16 protein-coding genes are annotated in these 17411 nt (G+C 68.0%); 13 read left to right on the forward strand and 3 right to left on the reverse strand.

Translation table 11 applies throughout. The features are described 5' to 3' along the window. The first annotated feature begins 2 nt into the window (after positions 1-2). From E0497_RS15910 to E0497_RS15925, 4 genes are all read left to right on the forward strand, one after another. Positions 3-1142 carry a phosphotransferase family protein gene (locus E0497_RS15910; RefSeq protein WP_137725765.1) on the forward strand — a complete coding sequence of 380 codons (1140 nt, stop codon included), beginning with the start codon at positions 3-5 and terminating at the stop codon, positions 1140-1142. Continuing rightward, complete coding sequence (locus E0497_RS15915; protein WP_137725766.1) at positions 1139-2239, forward strand: Rv3169 family protein; 1101 nt, start codon at positions 1139-1141, stop codon at positions 2237-2239. Before E0497_RS15910 ends, E0497_RS15915 begins: the two co-directional genes overlap by 4 nt. Further along, positions 2236-3858 (forward strand): ABC transporter substrate-binding protein, encoded by a 1623-nt coding sequence (locus E0497_RS15920; RefSeq protein ID WP_241665927.1) that lies wholly within the window; start codon positions 2236-2238, stop codon positions 3856-3858. The genes E0497_RS15915 and E0497_RS15920 overlap by 4 nt, the downstream gene beginning before the upstream one ends. Before the next feature lie 172 nt (positions 3859-4030). Then, entirely contained in the window at positions 4031-4891 is an 861-nt protein-coding gene (locus E0497_RS15925; RefSeq protein ID WP_137725767.1) for a class I SAM-dependent methyltransferase, read from the forward strand. A gap of 12 nt (positions 4892-4903) precedes the next feature. On the opposite strand, the gene E0497_RS15930 is transcribed toward E0497_RS15925, so the two are convergent. Further along, a complete protein-coding gene (locus E0497_RS15930; RefSeq protein WP_137725791.1) occupies positions 4904-6748 on the reverse strand; it encodes a glycosyltransferase in 1845 nt (614 codons plus the stop codon). Between the two features lie 132 nt (positions 6749-6880). Here E0497_RS15930 and E0497_RS15935 point away from each other — a divergent pair, with 132 nt between their 5' ends. From E0497_RS15935 to E0497_RS15945, 3 genes are read left to right on the forward strand one after another with little or no spacing between them, the layout of a single operon-like run. Next, positions 6881-9142 (forward strand): hypothetical protein, encoded by a 2262-nt coding sequence (locus E0497_RS15935; RefSeq protein ID WP_194150327.1) that lies wholly within the window; start codon positions 6881-6883, stop codon positions 9140-9142. Between the two features lie 53 nt (positions 9143-9195). Further along, entirely contained in the window at positions 9196-10203 is a 1008-nt protein-coding gene (locus tag E0497_RS15940; protein ID WP_137725792.1) for a glycosyltransferase, read from the forward strand. Between the two features lies 1 nt (position 10204). Next, positions 10205-11137, forward strand: coding sequence for an NAD-dependent epimerase/dehydratase family protein (locus tag E0497_RS15945; RefSeq protein ID WP_137725768.1), 933 nt, complete (start codon positions 10205-10207; stop codon positions 11135-11137). Here the strand turns inward: E0497_RS15945 and rfbB are convergent, their stop codons facing one another. After that, positions 11138-12160, reverse strand: coding sequence for a dTDP-glucose 4,6-dehydratase (gene rfbB / locus E0497_RS15950; protein WP_137725769.1), 1023 nt, complete (start codon positions 12158-12160; stop codon positions 11138-11140). It abuts the gene before it with no gap. A 62-nt stretch (positions 12161-12222) separates the two neighbouring features. On the opposite strand from rfbB, the gene rfbA (E0497_RS15955) reads away from it, so the two are divergent. From rfbA (E0497_RS15955) to E0497_RS15970, 4 genes are all read left to right on the forward strand, one after another. Then, the gene (gene rfbA, locus E0497_RS15955; RefSeq protein ID WP_137725770.1) at positions 12223-13098 is read left to right on the forward strand and encodes a glucose-1-phosphate thymidylyltransferase RfbA; all 876 of its coding nucleotides are present in this window, start codon (positions 12223-12225) and stop codon (positions 13096-13098) included. A gap of 3 nt (positions 13099-13101) precedes the next feature. Further along, the gene (locus E0497_RS15960; RefSeq protein ID WP_137725771.1) at positions 13102-13707 is read left to right on the forward strand and encodes a dTDP-4-dehydrorhamnose 3,5-epimerase family protein; all 606 of its coding nucleotides are present in this window, start codon (positions 13102-13104) and stop codon (positions 13705-13707) included. Positions 13708-13816: 109 nt separating this feature from the next. Beyond that, a complete protein-coding gene (locus E0497_RS15965) occupies positions 13817-14248 on the forward strand; it encodes a GtrA family protein (RefSeq protein ID WP_241665929.1) in 432 nt (143 codons plus the stop codon). Continuing rightward, positions 14245-15075: a glycosyltransferase family 2 protein gene (locus E0497_RS15970; RefSeq protein ID WP_137725773.1), complete on the forward strand. Its 831-nt coding sequence runs from the start codon at positions 14245-14247 to the stop codon at positions 15073-15075. The genes E0497_RS15965 and E0497_RS15970 overlap by 4 nt, the downstream gene beginning before the upstream one ends. A gap of 52 nt (positions 15076-15127) precedes the next feature. Here the strand turns inward: E0497_RS15970 and E0497_RS15975 are convergent, their stop codons facing one another. After that, positions 15128-15721 (reverse strand): pentapeptide repeat-containing protein, encoded by a 594-nt coding sequence (locus E0497_RS15975; protein ID WP_137725774.1) that lies wholly within the window; start codon positions 15719-15721, stop codon positions 15128-15130. A gap of 212 nt (positions 15722-15933) precedes the next feature. Here E0497_RS15975 and rfbA (E0497_RS15980) point away from each other — a divergent pair, with 212 nt between their 5' ends. Both rfbA (E0497_RS15980) and E0497_RS15985 read left to right on the forward strand, forming a co-directional pair. Beyond that, positions 15934-16809, forward strand: a complete 876-nt coding sequence (gene rfbA, locus E0497_RS15980) for a glucose-1-phosphate thymidylyltransferase RfbA (RefSeq protein ID WP_137725775.1) — start codon at positions 15934-15936, stop codon at positions 16807-16809. Between the two features lie 2 nt (positions 16810-16811). Further along, the gene (locus E0497_RS15985; RefSeq protein ID WP_137725793.1) at positions 16812-17408 is read left to right on the forward strand and encodes a dTDP-4-dehydrorhamnose 3,5-epimerase family protein; all 597 of its coding nucleotides are present in this window, start codon (positions 16812-16814) and stop codon (positions 17406-17408) included. The last annotated feature ends 3 nt before the right edge of the window (positions 17409-17411 follow it).

Below are 17411 nucleotides of genomic sequence, written 5' to 3' on the forward strand. Positions count from 1 at the left end.
CGATGACAAGCAATCCCGCTCCCCCACGTGGGGTGAACACCGCCGTCACCACGACGGTCACCGACCTCGCCGTCGTGCAGCACCGCCTCGAATGCTGGATCCGGCCGCGTCTCGGCGATCCGGGCGCCCGCGTGTCCGCGGTGCGGAAGCCGTCGGAATCCGGAATGTCCAGTGTCTCGGTGCTGTTCACCGTCGACTGGCGCGAGGGCGGCGCCCCGCACCGCGCCGACCTGGTCGCCAGGCTGGTCCCCGAGGACACCGCACTGCCGGTGTTCCCCGACTACGACCTCGAACACCAGGCCGCCGTCATGCGGGCCGTCGCCGCCCACGGGACGGTCCCGGTGCCGCGGGTCCGGTGGGTGGAGACGGCCGCGGACGTCCTGGGCCGGCCGTTCGTCGTGATGGACCGTGTCGACGGCGTGGTCCCGGTGGACAACCCGCCGTACGTGTTCGGCGGCTGGCTGTGCGACGCGACCCCGGAACAAGCGGACATCCTGCAGCGCAGTTCCGTCGACGTACTGGCCCGGATCCATGCGCTGCCGATCCCGGACGGGATGCGTCCCGCACACACGAGCGCGGCCACACTCCTGCGCCGGCACGTCGCCGACACCCGGGCCTACTACGACTGGACCCGCCGCGAGGACGGCATGCGGATCCCGGTGCTGGAGAGGGGATTCGACTGGCTCGAGCGGAACCGGCCGGAGCATCCGTCCGAACCGGTGCTCTGCTGGGGCGACTCCCGCATCGGCAACATCCTGTACGACGACTTCCGTCCGGCCGCCGTCCTCGACTGGGAGCTCGCGACGGTGGCACCACGAGAGTTGGACGTCGGCTGGTTCGTGTTCTTCCACCGGATGTTCCAGGACATGGCCGAGCAGTTCGACCGTCCGGGACTGCCGGCCCTGTTCCGCCGCGCGGACGTCGTCGCCCGATACCGGGAGACGGCCGGGGTCGAGTTGCGCGACCTCGACTTCTACCTCGTGTACGCGGCCGTCCGGCACGGCGCCATCATGTCCCGCATCAAACGGCGGTCCATCCATTTCGGTGACAGTCCGATACCCGAGGACCCCGACCACTACGTTCTGCACCACCGCATGCTCGACCGCATGATCGACGACGAATACCTTTGGGAGGCACAGTGAGGCCCGATCCGCTCGACGAGTACCCCATCCACCAGTCACCGCTGTCCATGGCGCGTGTCGACAGCAGCGACCGGAACTTCTACGACCGCTACTACTTCAACGGCCACGACCGCACCGGCGACATCTTCTTCGTCACCGGGTTCGGCACGTACGCGAATCTCGGTGTCCTCGACGCGTTCGCCACCGTCCGTCGCGGTGACGTCCAGCGGTCGGTGAGGTTCTCCGACGCCATCGACGCCCGCTCACTCGATGTGGAGGTGGGTGGTTACCGCATCGAGGTCGTCAAACCGTTGCAGACGATCCGGGTGATCTGCGAGCACCCCGACCTGTCCGCGGACATGGTGTGGGAGGGCGCGTTCCCGTCGGTCCTCGAGGAGCATCACGTGCTGATGGCCGGACCGCGGCCGTCGCTCGACGCCACCCGTTTCGCCCAGGTGGGCAGCTGGTCGGGCACCCTGCGCGTCGACGGCACCGACATCACCGTCGATCCCGCGGTGTGGACGGGCACCCGGGACCGTTCGTGGGGCATCCGCCCCGTGGGCGAGCGGGAACCGCTCGGACGGTTGAACGACGAACCGGTGGGCGGCTTCTGGTGGTCGTACATTCCGTTGCGCTTCGACGACTTCGCGTTGATGATCATCGCGCAGGAGGGACCGGACGGGCACCGCACCCTCAACCATGCGACCCGGATCTTCCCCGACGGCCGGGTCGAACAGCTCGGCTGGCCGCGGTTCGAGATCACCTACCGCAGCGGCACCCGCACCCCCGAACACGTCCGCATCCACCTCACCGACCCGATCGGGGAGCCGCTGGTCGTCGACATCGAGCCGCTCGGGTTCGTCACACTGCAGATCGGGTCCGGCTACGGCAGCGACCCGGAATGGAACCACGGACAGTGGCGGGGTCGCGGCTGGAGCTCGTCGAGCCTGTACGACCTGACCGATCCGACACTCGCCCAACGTGTTCCGCACGGCACCAACGAGCACATCGCCCGCGCGACGTGCAACGGGGCCGAGGGCTGGGGCATGTTCGAGCACGGGGTGGCCGGCCGGCACGACCCGTCCGGGTTCGCCGACGGAAAGGTGATGGCGCCGTGACCGATTCGAAAATCTTCCGGACGCGCCGGTTCGGTACCGCACTCACCGCACTGGCTGCGGCGAGTGTCCTGCTCGCCGGATGTTCCAGCAGCGGAGCCGGCGCCCCGACCGATGCGTCGAACGTGATGACGGGCCTGGTCGGGGAACAGTCCGACGGCGGGGACCCGGTGTCGGGCGGGACGCTGTCGTATTCGACCTACAGTTCGGTGAGCAGCCTCGATCCCGCGAACCGGCAGGACGGTGGGGCGACCGGCGGCACCGAGATGGCCGCGATCTACGACCTGCTGATGCGCTACGACCCGGAGACGGAGCAGTACCGGCCGCAGCTGGCGCAGTCGTTGACCGCGAACGCCGACAACACCGTCTGGACCCTGAAACTGCGCGACGGTGTCACGTTCAGCGACGGCACCCCGGTGAACGCGGACGCGGTCCGGTGGAGCATCGACCGGTATCTGCAGAAGAAGGGCACGCACGCGCAGGTGTGGAACGTGTCCGTCGCCGAGATCGCCACCCCGGATACGTCGACGGTGGTGTTCACACTGAAGCAGCCGTGGAACGAATTCCCGATCATGCTCACCACCGGCCCCGGCATGGTGGTGGCACCGTCGGCGGCGGCGTCCGAGACGTTCACGCCGATCGGTGCGGGCCCGTTCACGGTGGAGCGGTTCGCGTCGCAGGACGAACTGGTGCTGGCGGCCAATCCGTCGTACTGGGACGGCAAGCCGCACCTCGAGAAGCTGCGGTTCCCGGCGATCGTCAGTGAGCAGGGCAAGCTCGACGCCCTGCACTCCGGCGACATCCAGGCCGCCTACCTGCGGTCGGCCGACGTCGTGCACAACGCCCTGACCGCCGGGGACGTCGGATACGTCTACACCGCCAACATGGGCGGCGTCGGCAACATCAACCAGCGCGAGGGACGGGACGCGTCCGACGAGCGGGTCCGCAAGGCCATCGTCGCCGCGTTCGACCCGAACGCCTTCAACGAACGCGTCGAGGACGGCTTCGGCCAGCCGGGCAGCGACATGTTCCAGTCGTGGTCCCGCTGGCACGGTGACGTCGCCGGCGCCGGCTACGACCCGGAGGCCGCGAAGAAGTACCTCGCCGAGGCGAAGGCCGACGGCTTCGACGGCCGGCTCACCTTCGTCGGCCTCAACGACCCCGCGACGCAACGCAGCGCACTCGTCTTCCAGTCGCTGCTGCAGGCCGTCGGATTCACCATCGACATCGACTACGCGTCGAACATCAACGACCTCGTCAAGAAGATGTACGCGCAACACGACTACGACATCGGCTACTCCGCCTTCAACGTCCTCGACGAATCACCGTTCGTCCGGATGTACGGCAACCTGTCGAGCGAATCGACGTCGAACGTGCTCGGCTACGAGAACCCGGAGATGGACGCCCTGCTCGGGAAGCTGCAGACCGCGTCGGACGACGACGACCGCCGGCAGGTCCTCGAGGACATCCAGACCCTCGTCAACGACACCGCCCCGATGCTCGTCGTCGGCGCCGGCAAGTACTTCATCCCCTGGAGCGGCAACGCGCACGGCATCACCCCCAGCGCGGACGGGATCCTGCTGTTCGGAAAGGCATGGCTCGGCACCGGACAGCCGTCGTAGCACTCCCCCTTGCGTGGCCGAATGTCACATGCGTTCAGGTGGACTGAACGCATGTGACATTCGGCCGGCGGCATTCCGGGTCGACCGGGAACGGTTCGATCCGGCACACACCCGCGATCCCTGGCAGCATGGGAACGGACTCGACGTTCGCACGTGAAACGGGGTATCACGAATGTTCAACGGGTTCCGGAAGTCGGCCAGACTCAAGGTGCAGCGGGCCGTCGACGAGGTGGTGCGCGAGTCCGACCGCAAGGCGCGGATCGAGAACGAAAACCGCCACGATCAGATCCTCGCCGAGCTGACCGCCTACAACGGCGAGATGATGCGGGTCCTGACGGAGTTGACGGAGACGCGGGAGCAAGTGGCCGCGATCGGTCAGCGACTCCACGACCTCGAACAGCGCACCCGACGCGACATCACCCACGCCCTCGACATCCGCGCCACCGACGAGAGCGCCCGGTTCGTTCTCGAGCACATGCCGACGGCGCCGGCGTTCCGGCATCCGCACGACACCCTCCGGCACGGCCTCGAACTGGTCAAGGTCGACGGCCTGGCCCTCGAGTTCGGGGTCGCGAGCGGCACCACCCTGCGGATCATCAGCGAGTCCCTGCAGCCCACCGGCCACGACGTGTGGGGGTTCGACGTGTGGACGGGCCTGCCGGAGGCGTGGCGGACCGGATTCCCGGCCGGCGAATTCGCACAGCAGTCGGCACCGACGGTGCCCGGGGCCCGACTCGTGTCCGGCCTGTTCGACGACACCCTGCCCGGCTTCCTCACCGACCATCCCGGCCCGGTCGCGTTCGCGCACCTCGACGCCGACCTGTACTCGTCGACCCGCACCGTCCTCGACCTCGTCGGCGACCGACTCGTCCCCGGCTCGGTCCTGGTGTTCGACGAATACCTCAACTACCCGGGCTGGCAGAACCACGAACACCGGGCGTGGACCGAATTCGTCGCACGCACCGGTGTCCGGTTCGAATACCTCGCCTACACCGCCGACCACGAACAGGTGGTCGTCCGGATCAGCGAATAATGTTGCCTCGGACTACTTTCCGTACAGGCGGGCCCAGTTCTCGCGACTGGTGAGCTGCGGGAATTCCTTCCGGTAGGCGTCGGCCACCGCCGGTGCCTGTGCCCGGAACCGCTTCATGACGCCGACGAGGCGGCCGGTCATCTCCGCGGCCAGGCCCCGGTCGAACGTCCGCTCCCGCACCCCGGACTGTGATGCGTCGGTGACGTACACGTGCGCGAACCGTCCGACATGCCACCACTGGGCGTCCTCGAACGAGACGGTCACCGGACCGGGTTCGAGCCGCCCACGGGCCTGATTCAGCGCCCGCTTGGCGAGGATCGCGTCCTCGAGTGCCGGATTCGGCGGCGGATCCGCGCGCCGCACCGGGACCGGAGGCAGTTCAGATGCACGGCGGGTCACCGTCTCCGCGAAGCGCTTCCGCTCCGTGTTGATCGACGCGAGCGCAGCCTGCCCGCCGTCGGTGAGGGCGTCCGGTCCGTCGAGGAAGCCCTCGATCGCCCGCAACTGGGTGTGCGCGAGCCCGTACTGCAGGCTGACGATGGACCGACTGATGTCACGCGAGAGGTTCTTCACGAGTGCGGACGGCGCGAACCCGGGATCGAGTGCTGCGGTGATCAGCCCGTTGCGGGTGCTGAAGTAGTGCGCGAAACCGTCTACGTCCTTCCAATAGAAGTCCGCGTGCCACACCGCGGCACCGGGCAGCGTGATCGTCGGGATGCCGGCGCGCCCGCAGCGCAGGCTGTACTCGACGTCGTCCCACTGGAAGAACACCGGCAGCGGCAGACCCACCCGACGTACCGCCTCCGCCGGGATCAGGCACGACCACCAGCCGTTGTATTCGGTGTCGACGCGCCGCTCCGGCAACGACTTCAGCAGATTGTGGTTGTGGGTGCTGTACTTCTCCGTCGCGAGACCGCGCCGCAGATTCGTCAGATCCACCCGCTCGGCGTTCGCCAGCAGAGAGTTGGGGCTGTACAGGAACAGCATCTCGGCACCGATCAGGGCGGGCTGGGCGGTGCTGTTCGCGAACGCACTCAACCGCAGCACCGTCTCCGGCTCGCACAGGATGTCGTCGTCCATGAGGATCACGTCGGCGTCGTCACCGGAGGCGGACGCCTCGAACAGTCCGCGTGTGAACCCGCCCGCCCCACCCAGATTCGGCTGCCGCACGTAGTGCAGGCGATCACCGAACGTCGGCACGACGTCCCGGAACAAGTCACGGCTCTCGACCGGATCGGTACCCTGATCGACCACGTAGACGGCGGCGAGCTGATCGACGACGCGGGTATCGGACGCCAACGCGGCCACCGTGTTCGCGCAGTCGTCGGCCCGGTTGAACGTGCAGATCGCGATCGCCAGCGGGCGCCGCGGGGCGGTGGCCGCGACCGTCCACTCGATCCGGTCGAACGTCACCTCGGCGTCGAGGGCCTCGAACTCGAGCCACAGCGACCCGCCGTCGACGAACTGGTCGAGCGTGCTCGACAGCGTGACGGTGCCCTGGCCGGCGTGGTCGGCGACAGCCACGATGCGCCGGTGTCCACCGATGTCGGAGGCGACGAGCAGCACCCGGCACGACGCCGTGGACAGCACCCGCACGCTCACGGTGACCTCGGTGACGGCGGTCCACCGCTGCCAGTAGCTGGCAGGGAACCGGCCGAAGAAGGTGTTGGTGTGCGCCTTGGCACCGGCATGCAGGTTCAGCGAGAACCGGTCCCGGGTGGAACCGCCCTTCTCGACGACCGCGTACAACTCCTCGTTCGCGACGGGCGACGGGCCACAGAACACACCGCGCTGGACCGACAGCCTCGCTGACGCCGATTCCTCGGTCACCGTTGCCATGTTCTCGGTCCCGTCCATCAACTGCCACTCCCGATCTGTGTCCACGCTGTGCATGGGCAGAGTATCCCGATGGGCAGGTGACCGCAGAAACCGATGCCGGACGGTGCCAGGTTAGGGTCTCTGAGCATCCGAACGCGACTGGGAGACGCTGTGATACCCGAGCCGACCACCACCTCCCGCGGTACCCGCTGGGCATGGGGCGTCGTCATTGCTGTTGTCATCTGCCTCGGTTTCGCCCTGGTCCTGTGGCACGACCCCCGATACTTCTACTCGGACGACACCGAGTCGGGGGCGGTCGGCAACTGGCTCCAGTTGGGCCGTGTGATGCGGGACGGACAGTGGTTCCCGACTCTCGTGCTCGACCAGTGGATGGCCGGAAACTATCCGGTCGAAGGTCAGGGCGGGCTCTGGAATCCGGTCCAGATGCTGATCAACTACCTGGCGCCGTCCGTCGACGACCTGACGCTCCTCGCAACCGGTGTCAAACTGGCGTTCTCCATCATCCTCGGGTGGGGCGTGTACAGGGTCGCAATGGCGTACGGTGCACGTCCTTCCTGGGCTGCTGTCGCCGGTGCCGCAGCGCCGTTCGCTGGATTCACCCTGTACTTCGAGCATCCGTCCTGGGTGACGTCACTGATCGGAATGGCCTGGGTGGTGCAAGCCTGGGCAAGTGGCGTCAGGTACGCCCGCGGGCTCTCCGGACCGCTCCCGGTCTTCATCTTCTTGTACCTGGCGATCAGTGTCGGATATGTGCACTCCTTTCTGATGTCCGGAGTGCTGATCGGCTGCCTGATGATCGGCGAGTACCTCCACCAACGACGTGGGCGCCCCAGCCTGTCGCTGGCTGCGGTCGGTGTGGCTGCGGCCGCATGCGGCGCCGTCACCTACCTTCCTGGTCTGCTGACCTCGTCAGTGACCTGGCGCAGCGGCGAGGAAGGCACCCTCAACGACAACTTCCTCACGGCTCCGTGGTCGGAAACATTGACCGCGAGCATTCCGTCCTCGGTGTCGAGTATCGAGTCGTGGACCGGCGAGACCACCACTGCCCCGATTACCTACATCGCGTGGTTTGTCATCCCGGCACTCGCCTTCATCGCATGGCGTTCTGTACAGGGCGCCCTGCGCGAATTCTCGACACCGCTGCTGCTGCTCGCCTTCTTACTGCTGTTCACCGCCGGCCCCAGCGATATCGGACAGATACGCTGGCCGGCACGACTGCTTCCGTTCGTCGCGGTCGTGGTGCTGGTGCTGACGGTCGCACTGCTGAGTCGGTTCGGGACGCTCCGTCCGCTCCGTGCCCGCGTGGTCGCGGCGACGCTACTGATCCTGGTGCTGGTGGTCCGCGCAAGTTCGTCGGGTCCGCAGTATTTCGGCCGCCACGTCCTGTGGGGTGTGCTGATCGCTGTCGCCGGCGCCCTGGCTCTGTATCTGGCACGCCGGTTCGGAGACCGTGCTGTCGCCATGCTGCTGATCACCTCGACGCTGCCGATCCTGGTCTACCAGGTGTCCACCTACCCGCAGGCACTGCACAAGTGGTATCTGCCGACCTCGCAGTCCGAGGCGAAGGGCGGGTTCCCCGACTGGGAAGGCACCACTCTGCAACTCGGTGACCGGAGCCTGATCAAGATCGACGCAGAATCCGCTGAGGTGATCTGGCGGTCGCAGGTGTACGGCAACTACGCCAAGGACCTGGACCTGACCTACGTCAACGCATACACACCGGTCGGGCACCGGGGGTTTTCCAAGATGCTGTGCATGGAGTTCGACGGCTCGACCTGCCCCGACGCGTTGGAAAACGTGCTGACGGTCGACCCGTACACCGGCCGGAGCTTCGCCGATCTGATGCTCGTCGACCGGATCGTGCTGCAGGACAAGCAGTATCCGGACGCCGCAGACAACCCGCCCCCGCCCGGCTGGGCCTGGGTGAGCGTCCCGGAGCCTGCCGCACGCCAGGTGCATGTGCTCGAACGGGTCGACGGCCCGGTGTCCGGCCAGTCGGGTCGGGTGAGCGCGACGGTCGGGACCGAGATCGTGCCCGAGTCGGCCTCGGTCGACTCGGAGCGGCTCCGGGTCACCTCCCCGGACGGTGGCAGTGTGGTGTTCGCCCGGCTGGCCTGGCCGGGATACACGGCCACCCTCGACGGCACGCCGCTGCAGACCAAGGGGCTCGACGAGACGTTCCTGATGGTGGATGTGCCGCCGAGCACCGACGACGCCGAACTGGTCGTCTCGTTCCGCCCGCCGGGACAGCGACTCGGCTTCGCCGCGGCGGGGGTCGGACTGGTGCTGATCGCCCTACTCACCGGGTTGTACTACCGCGACCGCCGGGTCGCCCGCCGCGCCGAGAGCAGGCCGGTGAACCATGCGGCCGCGGGTGCTTCCCCGGACGACTCCCCCGCGCGGGGTGTATAAACTCCCAGCCTGTGACCTCCGACGACGCCCGACCTTCGGCGCAGCCGCACCGTATATCCGTCGTGGTGCCGGTGTACCAGGGCGCCCAGACGCTGCGCGCACTGATCGACGAGATCCTGCCGTGGACGACGCCCCGACACACCCCGGCGGGCAGGCCCATGGTCGTCGAGGAGGTACTACTCGTCTTCGACCACGGCCCCGACGACTCGGCACGCGTCATCCGGCAACTCGCGGCCGAGCACGACGTCGTCAGGCCGATCTGGCTGAGCCGCAACTTCGGCCAGCACCCCGCGACGCTGGCCGGCATGGCGTCGAGCGGCGGCGAGTGGATCGTCACGATGGACGAGGACGGCCAGCACGACCCCGCCGCCATCGGTGGGCTGCTCGACACCGCGCTCGATGAGCAGGCCACCGTCGTCTACGCGAATCCGACCAACCCCGCCCCGCACGGGATGCTGCGCAACGCCGCCTCCCGCGGTTCGAAGTGGCTCATCGCGCACGCTCTCTCCGGCGACAACACCCGCAGCTTCCAGAGCTTCCGCCTGGTACTCGGCGAGGTCGGCCGATCGGTGGCGGCCTACGCCGGTTCCGAGGCCTACCTGGACGTCGCGCTCGGCTGGATCGCGGGCGAGGTGACCACCAGCCCGGTGGCACTGCGCGAGGAACACGGCCGCCGCTCGGGCTACCACCTGCGCAGCCTGCTCTCCCACTTCTGGCGGATGGTGCTCTCCAGCGGCACCAAGGGCCTGCGCATGGTCAGCTTCATCGGTGTGCTCTTCGCCGCCCTGGGACTCGCGCTGGTGCTGTACGTCCTGGCGTCCTACCTGTTCAGCGACGTCGGCAGCGAGGTCCGCGGCTGGGCCTCGACGATGGTGATCCTGCTGTTCGGCATGGGCGCGATCCTGTTCTCTCTCGGGGTGATCGCCGAGTACGTCGGCGTCGCGGTCAAGACCGCGATGGGCAAACCGCCCTACCTGATCGTCGGAGACCCGGCGGCCGGTCCCCTCGGTCGCACCGAACCGGCGCTCGACGAGCAGCGCACCGACTCGGCAGGCGGGTGACATGAGCACCCCGACCTGGGTCGTCGGCAGCGGCGGACTACTCGGTGGTGCCATCGTCCGGGAACTCGGGCAGCGGGGTCTGCAAGTCGAGACGAGTCGCGTCCCGTGGCACGACGGCGACCGCACGAGACGGGTGCTGTTCGCGGACGCCCGTCGGGTGATCGACTCGGCGAACGGAGGACCGTGGCGGCTCGTCTGGTGCGCGGGCGTCGGCGTGAACGGCACCACCGCCGCCGAGTTCGCGGCGGAGAACGCGGTCGTGTCCGACGTGCTCGACGAGATCGCCGCGATCACGCGCGACGGCGCGGACCCCGGCGTGGTCCTGCACGCCTCGTCGGCAGGCGGGGTGTACGCGGGCTCGGCCGGGGCGCCGTACACCGAGGACACCGATCCGGTACCGCTCGGCGACTACGGCCGGGCGAAACTGGCCGCCGAGCAGTTGATGCATCGCTTCGGCGCCGCCACGGGAGCCTCCGTCGTGGTCGGCCGGTTCGCGAACCTGTACGGTCCCGGTCAGAACCTGGCCAAGCCGCAGGGCCTGATCTCGCACCTGTGCCGCAGCTACCTGATGTCGGCGCCGATCTCGATCTACGTGCCGATGGACACGATGCGTGACTACCTCTACGTGACCGATGCCGCCGCGATGGTGGCCGACGCCCTCGACCTGGCGCAGTCGCGGCCCACTGAGCGGGTCACCAAGATCTTCGCCTCGGGTCAGAGCACCACCGTCGGCGCGCTGCTCGGCGCCTGCCGAACGGTGTTCCGTCGCAAGCCGACCGTCGTGCTCGCGGCGTCGCCGCTCGCCGGCGTCCAGTCCGTGGACCTGCGGCTACGCTCGATCGTCTGGCCGGAACTCGACCGCCGGTCGTACCGGACGCTGCCCGCCGGTATCGCCGCTACCCTGGAAGCGACCCGGCGTTCACTCGACCGGTAGCTACGCGGGCCCCGCGTTTCCCAGCACCTTCTCGCCTGCCGCCGCATAGGCCCGTTCGGTGACACCCTTCTGCGGACGCCACCACTGCTCGTTGTCGCGGTACCAGTCGACGGTCGCGGCCAGCCCGGAGCGGAAGTCCCGGTAGCGCGGTTCCCACCCGAGTTCGGTGCGCAGCCGGGTGGCGTCGATGGCGTACCGCATGTCGTGACCGGGCCGGTCGGTGACCGCGTCGAAGTCGTCCGGGTCCTTGCCGAGCAGCTCCAGGATGGTCCGCACGACGGTGCGGTTGTCGACCTCGCCGTCCGCGCCGATCAGGTACGTCTCCCCCGGCGTGCCGCGCTCGATGATCGTCCACACCGCACGGTTGTGGTCGTCGACGTGGATCCAGTCCCGGACGTTGAGGCCCTGGCCGTAGAGCTTGGGTCGGACGCCGTCGAGAACATTGGTGATCTGCCGCGGGATGAACTTCTCGACGTGCTGGCGCGGACCGTAGTTGTTCGAGCAGTTCGAGATGGTCGCGGTGATGCCGAACGAGCGGGCCCAGGCGCGCACCAGCAGGTCGCTCGACGCTTTCGTCGAGGAGTACGGGCTGGACGGGTTGTACGGGGTGGACTCGGTGAACCGGGCCGGGTCGTCGAGTTCCAGGTCGCCGTACACCTCGTCGGTGGAGATGTGGTGGTAGCGGACGCCGTGCTTGCGGATGGCCTCGAGCAGGGTGAACGTGCCGATCACGTTGGTCCGCACGAACGGGGACGGATCGCTGAGGGAGTTGTCGTTGTGCGACTCGGCTGCGAAGTGCACGACGAGGTCGGTGTCGGCGGTCAGCCGGTCGACCAGCTCGACGTCGGCGATGTCGCCCTGCACGAAGTCGATCCGGTCCCTGACCGACGCGAGTGAGTCGACATTGCCCGCGTACGTCAACGCGTCGAGGACGGTCACCTCGACATCGGGGCGCTCGGCGACGGTCTGCTGGACAAAGTTGGCTCCGATGAATCCTGCGCCGCCGGTCACGAGTAGCTTCACGGTCCGCACGATACCGGTGGCCGGAGTTTGCCCGGGAACCGAACGCTGGAACACTGCCCGCTATGCGCGGAATCATTCTGGCCGGCGGAACCGGGTCCCGGCTACATCCGATCACGCTCGGGATCAGCAAGCAGCTGGTGCCGGTCTTCGACAAGCCGATGATCTACTACCCGCTGTCGACCCTGATGCTGGCCGGTATCCGGGACATCCTGGTGATCACCACCCCCGCCGACGCCGAGCAATTCCAGCGGCTCCTCGGGGACGGATCCCGGTTCGGCGTCTCCCTCACCTACCAGGTACAGGCCGAACCCAACGGCCTCGCGCAAGCCTTCGTGCTCGGCGCCGAGCACATCGGCTCCGACTCTGCCGCGCTGGTGCTCGGCGACAACATCTTCTACGGGCCGGGACTGGGCACCCGGCTCACCCGGTTCGAACAGATCGAGGGCGGCGCGGTGTTCGCGTACTGGGTCGCCGATCCGAGCGCATACGGCGTGATCGAGTTCGACGCCGACGGCCGCGCGGTCTCGCTGGAGGAGAAGCCGCAGGCGCCGCGCTCCAACTACGCGGTGCCCGGCCTGTACTTCTACGACAACGACGTCGTCTCCATCGCCCGCGACCTGGAGCCGTCGGCACGCGGCGAGTACGAGATCACCGACGTCAACCGCGCCTACCTCGAGGCGGGTCGGCTGCAGGTCGAGGTGCTGCCGCGTGGCACCGCCTGGCTCGACACCGGGACCTTCGACTCGCTGCTCGACGCCTCGAACTACGTCCGCACCATCGAGGAGCGGCAGGGCCTGAAGATCGGCGCACCCGAGGAGGTGGCGTGGCGGCGCGGCTTCATCACCGACGACGAGCTCCGGGTCCGTGCCGAGGCCCTGGTCAAGTCCGGTTACGGCAACTATCTGCTCGGTCTGCTCGACCGCGGCAAGGAGTGGTGAGAAATGCAGTTTCGTGAACTGGAAGTGCCCGGTGCATGGGAGTTCACACCCAAGCAATTCGGTGACGACCGCGGCGTGTTCCTGGAGTGGTTCCGCGACCCGACCTTCGCCGAGGCCACCGGTCGGTCCCTCGATCTCGCGCAGGCCAACTGCTCGGTCTCCGCGGCCGGCGTGCTGCGGGGCGTCCACTTCGCGGACGTCCCGCCCGGACAGGCCAAGTACGTGACCTGCGTGCGTGGCGCGGTCCTCGACGTCGCGGTGGACCTGCGGGTCGGGTCGCCGACCTTCGGGGTGTGGGACGCGGTCCTGCTCGACGACACCGACCGCCGCGCCGTGTTTCTGAGTGAGGGACTCGGCCACGCCTTCCTCTCCCTCGAGGACGACTCCACCGTCGTCTACCTGTGCTCGACCGGGTACACACCGGGCCGCGAGCACGGCATCGACCCACTCGACCCGGAGGTCGGGATCGACTGGCCCACCGTGGGCCGGGACGGTCGTCCGCTCGAGTTCCGGCTCTCCGACAAGGATGCGGCCGCCCCCTCGCTGGCCGACGCGGTCGAGACGGGACTGCTGCCGCGGTTCGACAGCGGCGCGCACCCCCTCGGGTAGGGTCCACCGGGCAAGCAGACACCTCCCAGCGATGAAGGGCCACAAGTTGACCGACCCAGGTCCCCACGACCCGAGGCCGGGCAGCACCCAGTCGACTCCGCCCGCGGGCATGACCGGCAGTGCGGGTCCACTGATGCGGCTGTTCAAGAACCAGGCGCTGGCGTTTCTGCTGGTCGGCGGAGTCAACACCGTCCTGGGCACGGCCTGGTTCATCGTCTGGCAAGTCGCCGTCGGCGACCGACTCGGCTACCACTTCGCGATCGTCGCCGGCTACCTGTGCAACGTACTGTGCGCGTTCTCCATGTACCGGTACCTGGTATTCCGGGTCCGTGGACATCTGCTCCGCGACCTGTGGCGGTTCGTGGTCGTCAACTTCGGCGCATTCGCGATCAACATGGCCCTGATGACGCTGGCCGTCTCGGTCTTCGGATTCCCACCGATCCCTGCGCAGATCGCGATCACCGCGGTGACGGCGACCGCCAGCTTCTTCGGGTACCGAGATTTCTCGTTCAACAGAAAGAAAGGGGCGGGTTCCGTATGACACCCCGGGTCTCCGTTGTCGTTCCGGCATACAACAACGCCGACTACATTGCCGAGACGATCGACTCGATCCTCGGACAGACCTACGAGGACTTCGAACTTATCGTCGCCGATCACGCGTCGACGGACGGTACCCTCGCCGCCCTCGCGCCCTACGCCGACGATCCTCGCGTCACCGTCCTCGGCACGCCCGCGGGCGGTGGCGCCAAGGCCAACTGGGACCGCGTGAGCCAGGCCGCGAGCGGCGAACTACTCAAATTGGTCTGCGGCGACGACACCATTTTCCCGACCTGCCTCGCCGAGCAGGTGGCCGCGTTCGACGCACACCCGGCAGCAGTGCTCGTCGCAGCCCAGCGCACCCTGGTCGACGCCGCGGGCAGGACGGTACTCGCCGCGCGCGGACTCGCAGGGCTGTCCGGGCCGGTCAGCGGCCGGGTCGCCGCGCGGCGCACCGTCACCGCGGGTGCGAACATCTTCGGCGAACCCGGCTCGGTCATGATGCGGCGGGCCGTGCTGGAGAAGATCGGCTGGTGGAACGACGCCCACCCGTACCTGATCGACGAGGCCACCTATGTCGGGGTCGCCCTACACGGCGATGTCGTCGCGATTCCCCGTCCGCTGGCGTCGTTCCGCATCAACGCAGGACAGTGGAGCGTGCGGCTGGCGCGGCAGCAGGCGTCACAGGCAGCAGCTTTCCACGAGTCACTGCGCGCGACCGAACCCGGTCTGCTGTCACGGTCGGATGTCCGGGTCGGCAACGCCAAGGCTTTGGGGACCTCGTTCATGCGCAGAGCGGTCTATCTGATGCTCCGTCACCGGATGGGCTGATCCGCGACCTCGGTTCCATCTGATCCCCGGTGACCGGCCATCGCCAGCAACCTCAGCTGAGCGTCCCGATGCCCGCCGATCCCGCCGAGAGTGATCCGAATCCGGCTTTGAAGGATCCGTAGGTGAGTGATCCGGTGTTGGCGGAGCCGAGGTTCCCGGATCCGGTGTTCGCGGAGCCGACGTTGCCGGAGCCGGTGTTGGCCGAACCCACATTGCCGGATCCGGTGTTCGCGGAGCCGACGTTATTGGAGCCGGTGTTGGCCCAGCCGAGGTTGAAGGAGCCGGTGTTGTCGGGGCCGATGTTGTTCCAGTCGATGCTGCTGGCCCCGATCAGCCCGAGGCTGCCGAGTCCGGCGGCGACGGCCGACCCGATGGCCCCGGCCTGCAGTTCGGCGGGCCCGATGTAGCCGACACCGACCGCGTCGTGACACGGCACCGGCAGCTCGAAACCGGGTGCGATCGCGTCGACAGCCCCCGCGAGGGCCCCTTCGACGCGGATCGGGGCACAGCCCTGCGCGTCGACGACAGGATCCGCCCCGGCACCCGATGCGAGGCCGACAGTGACCGTTGCGAACGCCGATGCGACGACGACGGCGCGGCGCACCGCCCTGCCGCATCGACCCGTGTGCTGTGTTGCGACCCTCATGCGAGTGCCCCCTCCAGGCTCGACGCCAGAGCGACATCCCCGACACGAATGCTGGTGACGCTACCGCCGGATCGCCGGTTGCGTGCGGAATCAGGGCGATCGCACCGGACGGGTCTACTGCCCGGTGACGAGCAACCTCGTGGAAAGGACAGTACCGGCGGACTCCGGTAGACCTCGGTCGCGCATCGTCGACGCGTGAAACACTTCCAGTCATGCGCGGAATCGTTCTGGCCGGCGGCACGGGAAGCCGTCTGCACCCCATCACACTCGGGGTGAGCAAGCAGTTGGTACCGGTCTACGACAAGCCGATGATCTACTACCCGCTGTCGACGTTGATGTTGGCCGGGATCCGCGACATCCTGATCATCACCACCCCCGGGGATGCCGACCAGTTCCGGAATCTGCTCGGCGACGGCTCCCGTTTCGGTATTTCCCTGAGCTATCAGGTGCAGCCGGAACCGAACGGTCTCGCACAGGCTTTCGTGTTGGGCGCCGACCACATCGGCTCCGATTCGGCGGCGCTGGTGTTGGGCGACAACATCTTCTACGGTCCCGGCCTGGGTACCACGTTGAACCGTTTCCACGATGTCAAGGGTGGCGCGGTGTTCGGGTACTGGGTGTCCGATCCGACCGCGTACGGCGTCATCGAGTTCGACGACACCGGCACCGCGGTCTCGCTCGAGGAGAAGCCGGCGGCGCCGCGGTCCAACTATGCGGTGCCCGGTCTGTACTTCTACGACAACGACGTCGTCTCCATCGCCCGGGAGCTGACGCCGTCGGCGCGCGGCGAGTACGAGATCACCGACGTCAACCGCACGTATCTCGAGGCGGGGCGTCTGCAGGTGGAGGTGCTGCCCCGGGGCACGGCGTGGTTGGACACCGGCACCTTCGATTCACTGCTCGACGCGTCGAACTACGTCCGCACCATCGAGCAGCGGCAGGGTCTGAAGATCGGTGTCCCCGAGGAGGTGGCGTGGCGACGCGGGTTCATCTCCGACGACGAACTGCGTCGGCGCGCCGAACCGCTGGTCAAGTCCGGGTACGGCACGTACCTGCTGGGTCTGCTCGAGCACGGTCGGGAATGGTGACCATGAAGTATCGGGAGTTGACGGTTCCGGGGGCGTGGGAGATCACGCCCCACCAGTTCGCCGACCGGCGCGGGGTGTTCCTCGAATGGTTCAAGGAGCCGGGTTTCTCCGAGGCGATCGGCCGCACGCTGGATCTGCAGCAGGCCAACTGTTCGGTGTCCGCGGCCGGTGTGCTGCGCGGCATCCATTTCGCGGACGTCCCACCCGGACAGGCCAAGTACGTCACCTGCGCGAAGGGGGCGGTCCTCGACGTCGTCGTCGATCTGCGGGTGGGGTCGCCGACGTTCGGGCGGTGGGAGTCGGTGCTGCTCGACGACACCGACCGGCGTGCGGTGTTCCTCTCGGAAGGACTGGGACACGCATTCCTGTCGCTGGAGGACGATTCGACGATCGTCTACCTGTGTTCGACGGGCTACGACCCGGAACGCGAACACGAGGTGAGCCCGATCGACCCGGGTATCGGCATCGACTGGCCGGGTGTCGGACGCGACGGCAGCCCGCTGCAGTGGACGCTGTCCGACAAGGATCTGGCCGCGCCGACCCTGCAGCAGGCGCGTGACGCCGGACTGCTGCCCCGCTACCGGGAGGGAACCGTCTGAGCC

The sequence above is a fragment of the Prescottella subtropica genome (assembly GCF_005434945.1).
In the GTDB taxonomy this organism is placed as follows: Bacteria; Actinomycetota; Actinomycetes; order Mycobacteriales; family Mycobacteriaceae; genus Prescottella; species Prescottella subtropica.

What these genes read in the sequence shown, in the direction of transcription:
- rfbA (WP_137725770.1), top strand. Translation starts at nt 12,223, where the DNA reads ATGCGCGGAATCATTCTGGCCGGCGGAACCGGGTCCCGGCTACATCCG.
- rfbA (WP_137725775.1), top strand. Translation starts at nt 15,934, where the DNA reads ATGCGCGGAATCGTTCTGGCCGGCGGCACGGGAAGCCGTCTGCACCCC.
- E0497_RS15985 (WP_137725793.1), top strand. Translation starts at nt 16,812, where the DNA reads ATGAAGTATCGGGAGTTGACGGTTCCGGGGGCGTGGGAGATCACGCCC.
- E0497_RS15930 (WP_137725791.1), bottom strand. Translation starts at nt 6,748, where the DNA reads ATGGACGGGACCGAGAACATGGCAACGGTGACCGAGGAATCGGCGTCA.
- E0497_RS15965 (WP_241665929.1), top strand. Translation starts at nt 13,817, where the DNA reads ATGACCGGCAGTGCGGGTCCACTGATGCGGCTGTTCAAGAACCAGGCG.
- E0497_RS15960 (WP_137725771.1), top strand. Translation starts at nt 13,102, where the DNA reads ATGCAGTTTCGTGAACTGGAAGTGCCCGGTGCATGGGAGTTCACACCC.
- E0497_RS15970 (WP_137725773.1), top strand. Translation starts at nt 14,245, where the DNA reads ATGACACCCCGGGTCTCCGTTGTCGTTCCGGCATACAACAACGCCGAC.
- E0497_RS15975 (WP_137725774.1), bottom strand. Translation starts at nt 15,721, where the DNA reads ATGAGGGTCGCAACACAGCACACGGGTCGATGCGGCAGGGCGGTGCGC.
- E0497_RS15945 (WP_137725768.1), top strand. Translation starts at nt 10,205, where the DNA reads ATGAGCACCCCGACCTGGGTCGTCGGCAGCGGCGGACTACTCGGTGGT.
- E0497_RS15925 (WP_137725767.1), top strand. Translation starts at nt 4,031, where the DNA reads ATGTTCAACGGGTTCCGGAAGTCGGCCAGACTCAAGGTGCAGCGGGCC.
- E0497_RS15910 (WP_137725765.1), top strand. Translation starts at nt 3, where the DNA reads ATGACAAGCAATCCCGCTCCCCCACGTGGGGTGAACACCGCCGTCACC.